General features: G+C 36.7%; 16 protein-coding genes and 1 pseudogene. 9 read left to right on the top strand and 8 right to left on the bottom strand.

Annotated features, from left to right (window positions below):
• Positions 1 to 9 precede the first annotated feature (9 nt).
• Positions 10 to 174, top strand: coding sequence for a Fur-regulated basic protein FbpA (locus P4V41_RS06330; protein ID WP_328083967.1), 165 nt, complete (start codon positions 10 to 12; stop codon positions 172 to 174).
• Positions 175 to 303: 129 nt separating this feature from the next.
• Here P4V41_RS06330 and P4V41_RS06325 read toward each other — a convergent pair whose 3' ends face one another.
• Complete coding sequence (locus P4V41_RS06325; RefSeq protein ID WP_328083966.1) at positions 304 to 1,710, bottom strand: alanine/glycine:cation symporter family protein; 1,407 nt, start codon at positions 1,708 to 1,710, stop codon at positions 304 to 306.
• Positions 1,711 to 2,007: 297 nt separating this feature from the next.
• Here P4V41_RS06325 and P4V41_RS06320 point away from each other — a divergent pair, with 297 nt between their 5' ends.
• Entirely contained in the window at positions 2,008 to 2,556 is a 549-nt protein-coding gene (locus tag P4V41_RS06320) for a class I SAM-dependent methyltransferase (RefSeq protein ID WP_328083964.1), read from the top strand.
• 42 nt (positions 2,557 to 2,598) lie between these two features.
• On the opposite strand, the gene P4V41_RS06315 is transcribed toward P4V41_RS06320, so the two are convergent.
• Positions 2,599 to 2,952 (bottom strand): DUF2512 family protein, encoded by a 354-nt coding sequence (locus tag P4V41_RS06315; RefSeq protein WP_328083962.1) that lies wholly within the window; start codon positions 2,950 to 2,952, stop codon positions 2,599 to 2,601.
• A 197-nt stretch (positions 2,953 to 3,149) separates the two neighbouring features.
• Here P4V41_RS06315 and P4V41_RS06310 point away from each other — a divergent pair, with 197 nt between their 5' ends.
• The 5 genes from P4V41_RS06310 (at position 3,150) to P4V41_RS06290 (ending at position 6,069) form a co-directional block, all read left to right on the top strand.
• Entirely contained in the window at positions 3,150 to 3,386 is a 237-nt protein-coding gene (locus tag P4V41_RS06310; RefSeq protein ID WP_328083961.1) for a hypothetical protein, read from the top strand.
• Between the two features lie 101 nt (positions 3,387 to 3,487).
• Positions 3,488 to 4,249 (top strand): Nif3-like dinuclear metal center hexameric protein, encoded by a 762-nt coding sequence (locus P4V41_RS06305; RefSeq protein WP_328083959.1) that lies wholly within the window; start codon positions 3,488 to 3,490, stop codon positions 4,247 to 4,249.
• Between the two features lie 147 nt (positions 4,250 to 4,396).
• Entirely contained in the window at positions 4,397 to 4,957 is a 561-nt protein-coding gene (locus P4V41_RS06300; protein ID WP_328083957.1) for a tyrosine-type recombinase/integrase, read from the top strand.
• Positions 4,958 to 4,979: 22 nt separating this feature from the next.
• On the top strand, positions 4,980 to 5,888 hold the full coding sequence (locus P4V41_RS06295) for a YitT family protein (protein WP_328083956.1): 909 nt from the start codon (positions 4,980 to 4,982) through the stop codon (positions 5,886 to 5,888).
• Positions 5,889 to 5,907: 19 nt separating this feature from the next.
• Positions 5,908 to 6,069 (top strand): hypothetical protein, encoded by a 162-nt coding sequence (locus P4V41_RS06290; RefSeq protein WP_328083954.1) that lies wholly within the window; start codon positions 5,908 to 5,910, stop codon positions 6,067 to 6,069.
• Between the two features lie 208 nt (positions 6,070 to 6,277).
• Here the strand turns inward: P4V41_RS06290 and P4V41_RS06285 are convergent, their stop codons facing one another.
• Both P4V41_RS06285 and P4V41_RS06280 read right to left on the bottom strand, forming a co-directional pair.
• A complete protein-coding gene (locus tag P4V41_RS06285) occupies positions 6,278 to 6,838 on the bottom strand; it encodes an HAD-IIIA family hydrolase (protein ID WP_328083953.1) in 561 nt (186 codons plus the stop codon).
• Between the two features lie 12 nt (positions 6,839 to 6,850).
• Positions 6,851 to 7,276, bottom strand: coding sequence for a PH domain-containing protein (locus tag P4V41_RS06280; protein ID WP_328083951.1), 426 nt, complete (start codon positions 7,274 to 7,276; stop codon positions 6,851 to 6,853).
• 288 nt (positions 7,277 to 7,564) lie between these two features.
• Between P4V41_RS06280 and P4V41_RS06275 the strand changes: the two genes are divergently transcribed.
• A complete protein-coding gene (locus P4V41_RS06275) occupies positions 7,565 to 9,244 on the top strand; it encodes a hypothetical protein (protein ID WP_419181287.1) in 1,680 nt (559 codons plus the stop codon).
• Positions 9,245 to 9,296: 52 nt separating this feature from the next.
• On the opposite strand, the gene P4V41_RS06270 is transcribed toward P4V41_RS06275, so the two are convergent.
• Positions 9,297 to 10,310 (bottom strand): NlpC/P60 family protein, encoded by a 1,014-nt coding sequence (locus P4V41_RS06270; RefSeq protein ID WP_419181292.1) that lies wholly within the window; start codon positions 10,308 to 10,310, stop codon positions 9,297 to 9,299.
• 893 nt (positions 10,311 to 11,203) lie between these two features.
• Positions 11,204 to 11,765 (bottom strand): annotated as a pseudogene (locus P4V41_RS21645) (site-2 protease family protein); the annotation flags it as partial.
• Positions 11,766 to 11,961: 196 nt separating this feature from the next.
• On the opposite strand from P4V41_RS21645, the gene P4V41_RS06260 reads away from it, so the two are divergent.
• The gene (locus P4V41_RS06260) at positions 11,962 to 12,363 is read left to right on the top strand and encodes a hypothetical protein (RefSeq protein ID WP_328083946.1); all 402 of its coding nucleotides are present in this window, start codon (positions 11,962 to 11,964) and stop codon (positions 12,361 to 12,363) included.
• A 40-nt stretch (positions 12,364 to 12,403) separates the two neighbouring features.
• Here the strand turns inward: P4V41_RS06260 and P4V41_RS06255 are convergent, their stop codons facing one another.
• Together P4V41_RS06255 and P4V41_RS06250 are read right to left on the bottom strand one after the other, a co-directional pair.
• Positions 12,404 to 12,766 (bottom strand): hypothetical protein, encoded by a 363-nt coding sequence (locus tag P4V41_RS06255; RefSeq protein ID WP_328083945.1) that lies wholly within the window; start codon positions 12,764 to 12,766, stop codon positions 12,404 to 12,406.
• Between the two features lie 78 nt (positions 12,767 to 12,844).
• Positions 12,845 to 13,423: a GNAT family N-acetyltransferase gene (locus P4V41_RS06250; RefSeq protein WP_328083944.1), complete on the bottom strand. Its 579-nt coding sequence runs from the start codon at positions 13,421 to 13,423 to the stop codon at positions 12,845 to 12,847.
• Between the last annotated feature and the right edge of the window lie 15 nt (positions 13,424 to 13,438).

Genomic DNA, 13,438 nt, shown 5'->3' with positions numbered 1-13,438 from the left:
GGATTGAACGTGTCAGCGGACCATCTAAAAAGAGAAAATCTAATTGCTGATCTATTGTTACATAATATTTATAAGACAGCAGATGGACGTCATTTATACGAGCTTTCTTTGCAGGATCTTGAACAACAAGTAAAGGATTTACTATCCCCGCCTGCAGAAGAAAAAGCCACTTAAAATAGGTTGAGTGATAAATGGTAACTAAAACTGGCTCCTACGCCAGTTTTTTATTTTTCAAGCTTTAGTTATTTTAAAACTAACATAAATGAAAGAAGACTTCACTCAGGAAGTCTTCTTTCATTTCATTTATTTATCTGTTGAAGCATCTTCTTCCCAAGCTTCTGTGTTTTTTAGTCCGATGCTAGATGGACGGAAAATGGGATCTTTTCCTTCTTTCTTTTGTTTCAAGTAGTCACCAAGTGCATCAAAGGCAATTTTTCCAAGCAGTGAAATAGCGATTAAGTTGATGATCGCCATAAGCCCCATGAACATGTCAGCTAAGCTCCAGACAAAATCAAGTGATGCTATTGCACCGTAACCAACCATAGCTACAACAGCTAATCGGTAGATGAACAACCAAGCTTTGTTCGTACTGATAAACTCGATGTTAGACTCGCCGTAATAATAGTTTCCAACTACTGAACTGAATGCAAACAACATAACGATTATCGCTAAGAAAGGGCCACCCCAAGAACCAAGCAATGTGTTTAAAGCTTCTTGCGTTAAAATAATGCCATCTGCTTCCTTGGAATCATACATACCTGATAAAAGAATGATAAAAGCCGTAGAAGAACAGATCAATAGTGTGTCAACGAATACACCGAGAGATTGAATCAAGCCTTGTTTAACAGGGTGGCTCACATCAGCAGTAGCTGCTGCGTTTGGTGCACTACCCATACCGGCTTCATTTGAGAACAGTCCACGTTTAATACCGTTCATCATCGCTGCACCTAGGGCTCCGCCAGCTACTTCCTCTACACCAAAAGCACTTTTGAAAATCATGCTAAAAACGGCAGGAAGTTCTGTAATATTTGTGATCATTAAAAACAGAGCTACGAGAATATAAAGTCCTGCCATAATCGGAACGATAATCTCTGATACTTTGGCAATACGTTTAATTCCACCAAAAATGATAATCGCTGTTATAACGGCTAAGAAAATACTTACATAAACAGGTTTGATATCAAAAGATTGTCCAAACGCACTCGCAATTGTATTCGATTGAACAGAGTTAAAAGCAAGTCCGAAAGTAATAGAAATTAAGATGGCAAAAATAACACCCATCCAGCGAGCATTCAATGCTTTTTCCATGTAATAAGCAGGCCCACCGCGGAAAGCAACTCCATCTCGAACTTTATAAATCTGAGCTAACGTACTTTCTACGAATGCAGATGCTGATCCAATTAATGCGATCAGCCACATCCAAAATACTGCACCGGGTCCACCTGCCGTAATAGCGAGGGCTACCCCAGCTAAGTTTCCAGTACCTACACGTGAAGCTGTACTGATACAAAATGCCTGGAACGAAGAAACGCCTTCCTTATCAGCTTTTGCACCTTCCCCTAAAAGCCGAACCATCTCTCCAAACATACGAAACTGAACAAATTTTGTTCTGATTGTAAAATAAAGTCCTAACCCAATTAACATAACAATCAGGATATAAGACCACAAATATGTGTTAACACTTCCTATGAAATTGTTAATCCAATCCATACATACACCTCATTTATTCTTTTGTCTATCTCAGCTGTACACCATTTTTTAATGTAACAAAACCTTACATATTTATCAATCTTAATTTTTTTCACTCTATTATGGCAAGTAAGGTCAGCTGTTAAACATTAGTACGCTCCGTTTATTTCTTCCAAATAAATATTCCCTGAAGTATGTCGGAACAAACGGTATTAACGGAGAAAAATTTAAAGAGTTCCTATTTTCACCATCCCTATATTTTGTGAATATACTAGATAAAACTGATTGTAATAATCGGAATTAAAGTAGGTGTTGAGGGTGGATGACGGAACCCCATTATTTATACAAAAGTTTCTACAATCACCTAAACAAGTAGGAAGTCTTTTCCCAAGTTCTCTTAGCTTAGCTAAGAAAATGACGGCTCCTCTTTGTTGGGATCATATAGATAGCGCTGCTGAATTAGGAGCAGGTACAGGTGTAATCACAAAAGAAATAGTACGCAATATAAAGACTGGCTCAGAGCTTTATATATTTGAAAAAGATGAGGAGATGAGAAAAAAACTCAAATTTGAGTTTTTTAGAAATACCGTATGTGAAGATGCTCGTCATATTTTAGCTAGCACCGGAAAAGATGAGGAAACACTAGATGCCATTTTCTCAGGGCTGCCATTTGCTAATTTCACACGTGAATTACAAAACGAGATTGTTGAGGAAATCTATAGGTCACTAAGGCCGGGAGGGATATTAGTAGCATTTCAATATTCGACACAGATGAAAAGAACGTTTCAGGAGATCTTTCGTACCGTCGAAATATCTTTTGTGGCGAAAAATTTCCCTCCAGCTTTCGTGTATATTTGTGAAAAATAAAAAAAAAACAAAGTGATCAGTACGTCTGATCACTTTATCTGTTTAACGATAAGAATGGTCCAAGTGGTCAGAGATCAAATGCTTATGAACCATTGCCTCCATACATGTTATCAGGATGGCGATAAGGAACGAGCCCCACAAAGAGATACTTACACCAGGTAAAGCAAGTCCCAATAGGTATACAAGTACAAAACTTGAAGTAAAATCAACCGTAAGCTGTTTGCCGTACGAAATACGAGGGACCATAATGTACTCCAGCAAAACACCTAAAGGAGCTAAAATGACCGTGATCCAAATATAGGGTTGGACAAACTCAAAGTCTACACTTTTGAATAGAAAGTTACCTAGTATAAGTGAGAGTGGGATGCCTAAAATTTTTATCATCAAACTTTGCATGTATATTTACTCCTTCAATAGGTGATTTATGCTAGATCCATTTTTATGAGAGATCTATAATTGCAATCCTTATCAGAATGAACGTGTCAGATATGTTTTATACCTAGTTTAAAAACTTCTTTTTTGAAGTGTCATAAAACAAGGTGAGAGTGGGTATTACTTCTGTAAGAATGTAATTTAAAAGGAGGCCAAAAGTGGTGGAGTACTCACTATATAAAAAGGACGGAAAGTTTCCATGTGATGTTACGGTCGACTATGACAATATGGTCTTTACGGTGCGGGATAGTGATACGACAGGTGAAGTCTTCAACAGTGCGAGTGAAGTTGCACACTGGATTAAACAGCATTGGTCCGTTGAACAGTTTCAAAGACCAGATGACTATTACGATTTACTGAAGCACCTTGAAAATTCGTTAGAGGATGAAACAAAATAAATCCATTCAGATTGGCAAAGTTTAAGTACTTGGTCTTTTCTTATAGAATCATATGGAAAATCATGTAATAATGGTTGAAACAAAGAATTGGAGATACCGTTATGAACACTAGTGAATTTGAGCAATTGATAACACATCTATTTGGAAAATGGCTGAAGGAATTTGAAGACGAGGGTGAATACGGTTTTACACATAAGGTTGAGAAAGAGATTAAAGTAATCGCTTATGCGACAAACTTAACACCAGAGACTGTGGAGAAAGCGCATATTAGCGGAGCAGATCTATTGATCACTCATCATGATGCTTGGGATTTTGTGTACGGAATGAAAGAAGTGTGTGTAGATGCGTTAAAGAAACATCACATATCGCATTACTTCGCTCATTATCCGCTTGATTTTGTGGAATTTGGAACGAGTACAGCATTATTCGAACGAATTGATATCGATGAGATTACAAGTCTATCAACATTTAATAATCACAAAGAGTTTCCCGGTATCGGCGTTTTTCATAAACCACTTTCTTTTATGGAACTAAAAGAACGACTTCAACATGTAATGGAAGAACCAGTAAAAGCATGGGAAAATAATGATCGTCTGATCAAAAAAGTAGGCATCCTTACTGGGGCAGGAAATAATACATCAGTCATTGAATATGCAAAGAAACAAAACTGCGATGCATTTATAACGGGAGAACGAACATTATATTCTGTCCAATACGCTAAATTTGCAGGTATTTCCTTATATGTTGGAAGTCACACATATACTGAAATCTTTGGGGTAGAGAACTTAGTGTATCGAATTCAGAAGTTTTTTCCAAATGTAAAAGTGTTTAGAATAAACGAAGAACATATAGAATCATGTTAAATGGTAAAAACCTTCTATTCTAAGGAGGTTTTTTTCTTTATGAAAAGTAGAGATTAATAAAGACAGAACTTTGAGCATATATTTTTAATGTTACATAACCATTTGTTAGAATAGTATTAAGTAACATCATATAAGGTGGATATCCAGATGGAATATGTTGAAGCTTTAAGAGATATTAAAGAGATCAATGCGATTAAACGTTATTTAAAGAAAAATTCTGTGCGTGATTATGTTCTATTTGTTCTAGGAATCAACACGGGATTAAAAATAACTGAACTACTTTGCATGCAAGTAAAAGATTTATTATCTGAAGATCTTGTTATTCATGATTTTTATTCTGTCCCAAATAAAGACGGGAATAAAGAGGTATTCTTAAACGAAACAGTTAAAAAAATCATTATTCAGTATGTTGATTGTGCAGATCTAAAGCGAGAGGATTTTTTATTTTTATCTAAGAAAACAAAGTTGCCGATTACTCGACAGCAAGCTTATCGAGTCATACATCAAGCTGCAGAGCATGCTGGTATTAAAGGTAAGATTGGAACAAACTCGCTGCGTAAAACTTTCGGCTACCATGCTTATAAAAGGGGAGTAGCCATATCTCTATTACAAAGGCATTTCAACCATGCAAGTCCTTCTGAAACACTTAGATATCTTGGGATTTCTAGGGAAGACCCCATTAAAACGCAGATTGACGTAAGATTATAAGGGAAACCGTGGAGGTACATTTATGACAGGAGAAGCGTTAACAAATACAGAGGCCATGGAACAGATTAAGAAACAACACAAAAAGTTAACGAAAGGAAAGCTAGCTACAAGAGCGATCCTCATAACTTTTGGAGCCATACTTATGGCAGTTGGACTAGAAATATTCTTAGTACCCAACAATGTAATTGATGGTGGTATAGCTGGTATCTCGATCATGCTATCACACATAACAGGATTAAAATTAGGACTCTTTCTATTCGCATTAAACTTACCATTTATTTTTATTGGTTATAAGCAGATCGGAAAAACGTTTGCTTTTTCAACATTATACGGAATCATTGTTCTTTCGATTGCAACTACATTACTACATCCTGTTCCACCATTTACAGACGATTTGTTATTAGCGACTGTGTTTGGCGGAATATTTATCGGTGTCGGAATTGGAATGGTAATCCGAAGTGGTGGATCATTAGATGGTACAGAAATTTTAGCTATTCTATCTAATAATAAACTACCTTTTTCAGTCGGTGAAATTATTATGTTCTTTAATATTTTTATTCTCGGAGCGGCAGGTTTTGTTTTCACTTGGGATAGAGCTATGTATTCATTAATCGCTTACTTCATTGCATTTAAGACGATCGACTTAACGATTACAGGTCTTGAAGAATCGAAGTCCGCATGGATCATCAGTGATAATCATAAAGAAATCGGAGACGCAATCCTTCATCGATTAGGACGAGGAGTCACTTACCTAAAAGGTGAAGGCGCTTATACGGGTGACGAAAAAGGTGTTGTATTTTGTGTGATCACTCGTCTAGAAGAGGCAAAGCTCAAAGATATTGTCGATGAATTTGATACGAATGCCTTTCTTGCAATTGCTGATATTGCTGAAGTAAAAGGCGGAAGGTTTAAGAAAAAGGGAATTCACTAAAATAGAGGGAGCGTTTAACTTGTTCGTTTTGTTGAAAATTGCTTTCTCTGCAGTCGTTTTATCACTTGCTGTATATGGAATATATACGGGAAATCATGATGTGACACCCTTTACGTCTCTTAGCGTTGCCTTATTATTACTTGTTATAGAGCTTGAGGAGCGGGAAAAGAAGAAAAAATGAATAAGTTATCTCTGCTTTTTAGCATTTGCTATAAACCTTTTTGTTTCTGTACAATCCTTTATCGTTTAATGTTAAAACGCCTCGTTTTTTCGAGGCGTTTTTTCTTTTGGCTGTTTTCGAGTCAAAGAAGATAAGGATTTGAAAGTAACATTCTTTTAGAAAGACTGTTTTTTTATTCATTGTTGTTTTTGAATGTAGTTGATTTCCTTTACAAATGCTCGCTTTTTGCGGGGCAAACGGTGATTGTATGCTTTAACAGCCATTCCATTCCTTCTTTTAAGTTTGCAGCGACATAATCAGGTTGAACAATAGATGTAGTATGATTTTGATTCCACGAAGCTTTTCCAGAACCAGTTTGCACTAATATTGCTGTGCATCCAGCAGATTTAGCAGCAAGAATATCTGTCCATCGATCACCAAACACGACACATCTTGATAGTTCAAGATTATGATCACTTGCTGCTTTCTTCAGCATACCGATTGCAGGTTTTCTGCAATCACAGCTATCTGTATGGTGATGCGGACAAAGATAAATATCATCAAAGCCAAACGACTTTAATTCTCTATAAAAGTCTTCTTCACATGCATCGCCACGACTGATTCCAGGCTGATTCGTAAAAGAAAAAACTAAGATATCATTGAATTTTAGTGTATGAATCACTTCTTCAGCAAAATAAAAAAGTTTAAAATCTCCTGGATATTCTATCTTGTCAGACCCGCCTATCGTTCCATCACGGTCTAAAAAAACAGCTTGATAAGCTTCATTCAACTATATCAGCTCCTAATCATATTTGATTGCTGCATTCGGACATCGTTTACTGAGTTCTCCTAAAAACTCATCCCTATTTTTAGGAGAAATAAGAGCCATTCCAAACTGATACGTAATATTGATGCGTTTTAAGGATAGAGCTGGGCTGGAAATCGGATTTAACGTTTTATGTGCAGATGAAATTTCACGATATAGAATTCTTTTGTTGATCGGACCACATCTAATGACCAGTTCTTTTTCTTCTAAAACGTAGTAGGTTGTAAACCAAAGCCAACTTATAAAAGCGATCAAGGCAAGATTAATGATGACTGTGATCATTATTCCTAACAGATCTGCATTTTCTTCTAGTAAGGCGTTCGTACTGATAAATGCGCCATAACCGACTGCACCCCAGAGAATTAATCCAAGCCACCAATCTTTTTTTGAGGGGTATTTCATTTTGGGACAACTCCTTTTAAAAGAATAATGGACATAGTTAATACGTTGAGTACAAACAAATATATAAATAAATTTTTATAGCTTTTCGTTGATTTCCGCTACAAGACGCTCTCTGTAACCAAGTATCCTTTTTATTCCATTATAATCTGAATATGATTGAAGTTGCATTTCAATTGTTTGTTATTAAGTAAACTTTTTTCTCATTGTAATTTGTTATGGAACTTTTTACATATTCAATCGTATAGCTTAATAGGGTAAAGAAGTAAATGTTAAAAAAGGGGATAGATTATGAACATCTTGTTATTTTCCATCATTGTGGGGCTAGCTGCAGCATTAGTTATCTTTCCAATCTCAAGCGGCAAAAAGTCTGTTAAAAAAGAAAAGAAGAACAATCTTACAGTTGCCATGATTGGTATTATCATATGTACCATTCCTGTTATATTTGTTTTCTATTATATTACGAATCTCGATCGCAACTTTTCGTCAGTCTGGATACTTGCGATTATAGTTACAGCCATTGGTGCGTTTTTTGCTACTGGCAAAGAAAGGTTAATCAAGATAGTCTTATTTCTTATCAGCTTGATCATTGGTATCTTTTTTCTGACTGCTGGATTATTTAACGCTAATGAAAAGTATCAGTCATCTAAAATGACAGAAAAGACAGAGATTGAATCTTTTGATGAGAAAGAAACTCCGGCAAGTGTTCCACCAAAGTTTGCAAGAAATAAGATGAGAAAATCTTTTGGGCAAGTACCAAATACAAGCTTTTATGAACTAGGAAATCTACAAATTCAAAAGGTGGACGGAAAATACGTGTATATTGCACCAGTAGAGTTCTCTGGAATTTTTAAGTGGTGGAATGGTGATGTAACCCCAGGGTATTTTACATTGAGTGCAACCGATTCTTCAGCCAACCCGAAGTTTGTTAAATCAGAAATGACGTATACTCCATCTTCGTATTTTAATAAAAACGTTGATCGTCATATGCGTTCTAGTTATCCAGAATACATTTTCTATGGCGAACCACAACTAGAGATCAATGACGATGGAAAACCGTTCTATATTCGTTCCTATGGAGAGTTCATTTCTGCACGTAATGGATTTAAGGTAAAAGGCATTGTTGTGACAGATCCCGAAAATGGAAATACGAAGAATTATCACATTAAGGATATTCCAGCCTTTATTGATGGTGCGGTATCTCCAGAAACAGTTAGCTTGCAAAACAGTTACTTTGGTAACTATGTTCATGGTTTCTGGAACAGCAAATTCGGTAAGAAGGATGTGAAACTGCCGTCTGATGAAGGAACGGAAGCTAATGTAAGTCCAATCTTTGATGAGAATGGGGATATGTTTTACTTTACCGACTTTACAAGTCCGAAAGAGGGAGTCGACTCTATGCTCGGTTATTCATTAACAGATGCAAGAACGGGGAAAGCTACCTATTATACTGGTAATCTTGAAGAGTCTTATATGGATTCTGAAGGAGCTTTAGAAATCATAGAAAAGAAATTTATCGAGAAAAAATGGGACGGTGAGATGCCTGTACTCTATAACTTCTATGGAGAAGCGAGCTGGTTGACCCCTGTTCTAGATTCAAATGGATTTCTACAGAATTATTTTATTGTTTCTGCCGCAAACCCAGAGATATCTGTATATGCAAATACACCAAATGCTGCAATAAAGCAATATAAAACAGCTTTGCAACGAGGCGGAGGATCAGTAGACGGAACTTCGGATGCTGAAGAAAAACAGGTTACAGGAACCGTTCTTCGTGCTTATAAAGAGAAAGTTGGAGATTATACGGTCGTATCATTCTTATTAGATAACCGTCAGAGCTATATTGTATCTTCAGAAAATAATCCGCTAGCAATCTACTTAAAAGAACAAGACAAAGTAAACGTCACCTATCAAAATACCGGCGAAGCCTTTTTACCTGTAACGGAGATGAAAATAGAAGGTTTAGAATAAATGATATAACCAGTAAAAAGGCAGGGCACAATCAAATGTGTCCTGCCTCTATTTATGGTTGTGGAATATACCTGCGTGCACCTGAGAATTCTACCGCATAAGCAGGTGTTGAGATCGGGTCAAGTCTTACTGTAGATGCTGTGTTTGGAGAGTGGATCATCATACCGTTCCCGGCGTACATCGCAACATGATGAACGCGTCCTTTTCCTTCATCATAAGCAAAGAACATTAAATCGCCAGGCTGCATTTGATCTTTATCAACGATTAGCCCTTCCTTAGATTGAGGACCAGAGTCTCTTGGAATTGTAATGCCGTTTGCTTTATGTATTGTGTGTGTAAATCCAGAACAATCAAATCCAAACCCTGAAGCTCCAGCCCATAAATAAGGAAGATCTAGAAATTTCTTCGCTTCTTCAACGAGTGCTTCACCTGTTGGCACAGGAATATCACTTTCACTTCTATATACTTTTGCATCTTTTGCATCAAGCCATCGAACTTTTCCTTGAGGTGTTAAAACAGCAATTGTATTTGTTAATTTCTTAATAACTGGTAGCTTCGTGTTGTAACTTAATTCAAGATCTTTTTTATGTCCAAATGGTCCTTTAGAAAGCCATGCAGTTGGACTCGTGATTAATGCAAAATGCTTTTCTTCAGCTTTTTTGTAATGCTTAGAATAAGTTAATTGCGAAAGCGGCATCCACCCTGGATAGCCAAGCTCGTTTCTAGGTGTAGGCTGACCATAGACCGCAACTTTCACCCAGTCTCCTTGTTGTTCTAGAATATGTACCTTTTGACCGTATAGAGCTTGTGTTTCAAGTTCTCCAACTAGCCAAAGCTTCTCTTCATACGTCATACTCTTAGTCCAGCTTCGTAAGTCAACAGGAGTAGAAACAGATGGGTCATCTACAGGCCTTGCTGCATCTGGTCCTACCCAAAGAGTTGCTGCAGCAACATTCACATACATATCTTTCCCAACAATTTCTTTGTTTGTTGTTTCTTTTTCAGCTGAAGCTGTGTTTGAAAATATACCAAGTAACACAGCGAGTGAAAATAATACTTTTAGAATTTTTTGCATCGTTTCTTTCGCTCCTTTTTTCTATTTTTCTACAACATTCGTGTTATTGGTTGAGCATTCCTTTTATCTATCCAAAAGATAAGTCAAAAAGCCCTCTGCACGTTTATGAATATCTGTTGCCAATGTACTATAAATAAAATTGTGCAGGTAAAAAGAAGGGTGCAAAAAAACACCTCCATCAAGAGGTGTCTTATCGATTTAGCTTATTAAGAAACGGTTGGCATCCATAAGTTGATTGCCGTATACAACAAAAGCGGATAACACTCCTGCTAACAAGAGATACATGATTAACACAATAACTTTTGTTTTCGTATTTGAGACGTAATAGTTTTTTGTTTGTTCAAATTGTTTCTCTGTGTTGGCTTTTTCAGTTAACAAGCTTTGTTCATATGTTTCAAACAAGCTGCTGTGGCTAAAGTTAGGAAGTTCTGGAATAGTTGCCATCTCTTCACGATCAGCTTCATTATACAAGTTATGAATATATTCTCTCTGACGCTGATTGCTCTCATATTCTTTTAAAAGTGTTTGTAAGAATCGCTCACGATTATTTAGTATTTCAATTTCAACTAAAGTACGATGCTTATGAATCTTTTTCTTATCTTGCAGAACAGGAAAAGAAGAACCAGTCGGCATGTTTCGTTTTAGTCTATCTTTGGCAACACGTACATCTTCTAAATAAGTCCCAATGATATAACCAAAGTTCGGCATGTCTTTGTACTCATCCATTTCTTGATTGATCGCAGAAAGTTTCTCTTGTTCGGATTGAAACAAAGTAAGCGTTTCTTGTAGCTTATTTTGTTCAAAATCTTCACGTACTCGTTTCCACCAAGTTAGAATACCGAAGATGAAGATCAAGAAAATGATCGGATCGGGTGATATGAACAAATAAGGCAGAACAAGTAATAAACCAATGAACCAGATCTTAGTAGATAGAACTCCAACGATCCTTCCGCCGTCAAGTGGTGAGACAGGAAACAAGTTAAAAAGGTTGATCATAGCCCCTAAAAAGATGACTAAGCCCCAGAAAGGTTCTCCAGTCGTTTCATACAAAAACACAGCTGGTAAGAAAGATAATAAGCCGAACAATGGACCTGCATAAGCGATATAGGCTTCGTCTTTGGCATTCTTAGGCATTTCTTTCATACCAATCGCGGCACCCATAAACGGGATAAAGATTGCAGGTGATGTTTTTATCCCTTTTTGTTTGGCAGCGACTAAATGACCCATCTCATGTACAAAAATCAGATAAACAATTGCTACAGCGAACTTCCAGCCATAAAATGCAGCGTATGCGCCAAGTGAAATAAACATGGAGATGAGTGTAGCAAATTTACCTAATTTCAGTAGGCCGAACACCCACTTTAATTTACTTAACAGAAACAAACCTATGCCCGCTATGATGGTCCAAATACGGGATTGGTTTTGTTTTTCAGCTTTTTGAGCCATGTATGAATCCCCCAAATATAGTTTCTTATTTCTATCTTAAAGGAAATACGTTGAAAGGGGAAAGAAGTTTCTCATTTAAGAAAAATCCTTCATAGTCGTTTTTGGATTAAAAAATAGGGGTATACGACATTTAAGTACCCCTCTATTGATAGGAAAGTGTTGCGAATGCTGTTATAGATAAGAAGGAGTGATGAGTTTGGCTTTACATGACCATCCATATATTAGTGATGCATTTGTTCTGAACAAAAGAGAAGTAATCAAATCAGTAGAAGCCTATTTATTACGCGAAGGTTATGAAACAGGGATTAGCAATGAGAAAGGTGTAGATTTGACAGCAACGAATGAATATCATACACTTCTGATTGCAGTTCAAGGGAATATGTCCGAATTAGATGAAAAAAATTCCCAGGATGAATTTTGCCTAAAATTTGTAGATCTGCTAAAAAGTCATGAAAAAAATCCAGCTAAAACCTTAGTGCTTGCTCATCCAGATACTCCAATTTATCGAGAAAAAGCCAATAAGATCAAGCATGCATTGGATGATTTAGGAATTGTGAGATTTTGGATTAAAGAAGATGGAACAATAGAGTGGGAATAGAGTTCCTCAACAAGAAAAGGCACCGGAATAGATTCCGGTGCTATTTTACTTTTTCAATTGTATCATGGCTTGCTTCATACAATTCAGGCAAAACTTCCATCTCTTCAATTTCTCGCTTCGTTTTTTCAGTTCCTAATAAGTATAGGTTTCTAAACAGTTCATACACTAACTTACTGTCTTTTCCTCGATGGTATTGGGCATGTGATTCAGTAAAGTGTCTTTTCGGTGAGAAAATATCTAATCCTTCTTGTTTATTGTTAGCATGCATTTTAGCAAACAGATGCTCTAGCTGTTGCTTTTCATCATAAGAAGCTTGAATCTCAAAATAATGCACATGGTCATCAGTAGGTAGGGGCTCCATATCACCTTTAGCTGTTACATAAAACGTTCCTTTTTGCTCCATTCTGAAATACCTCCTTTTTCCTTTTCATACCTCTAGTATGTTGTTTTGAAACATAATACGAGGAAAAGAAAAAAGAAGCTAAATGCTCTTAGCTTCTTGTCCGTATAAATCAGCGTTCTTTTTTAGTAAGGAATAAATGTACATGTCATAATATAGCTCTTTAGCTCTTTGATGTTCGCGTAGTAATGCTTCTTCATGAAAGCCAAGTTTAGTTACAAGTGAGCGTGAAGCATTGTTTTCTGGTCTGATCACAGCAGCTATTCTGTTAAATTCCATGCCATTGAAACCGTAATGAAGAATCGCTCGTAATGCTTCACTCATGAATCCATTATGCCAATAAGCCCGATTTAGTTCATAGCCGAGTTCTGTTCTTCGGTCTGATTTGCTCCAATTATGGAATCCGCATGTTCCAATGAGTGTATCTTGTTCATTAAGAACGATTCCCCATCGTATGGAGCTACCCGATGTGAATCCTTTTTCAAACGCTTGGATAAGCTCATAGGCTGCTTCCTCCGTTTTTAGAGGTTCCATTCCATAGAACTGTAGTGCGTCGCCATCAGAGAAAGTTGCAAATATTTCTTTTACATCTGATTCAATCACAGGTCTAAGTCTAAGCCTTTCGGTTTCAATGACGGGAAAATGATCGTATGTATTCAAGAATTACCTCCTGTT

The organism is Fictibacillus nanhaiensis (genome assembly GCF_036213205.1).
GTDB classification, from domain to species: domain Bacteria; phylum Bacillota; class Bacilli; order Bacillales; family Fictibacillaceae; genus Fictibacillus; species Fictibacillus nanhaiensis_E.
Note: the sequence above shows the minus strand (reverse complement) of the source record. Positions and strands in the feature narration are given on the sequence as shown.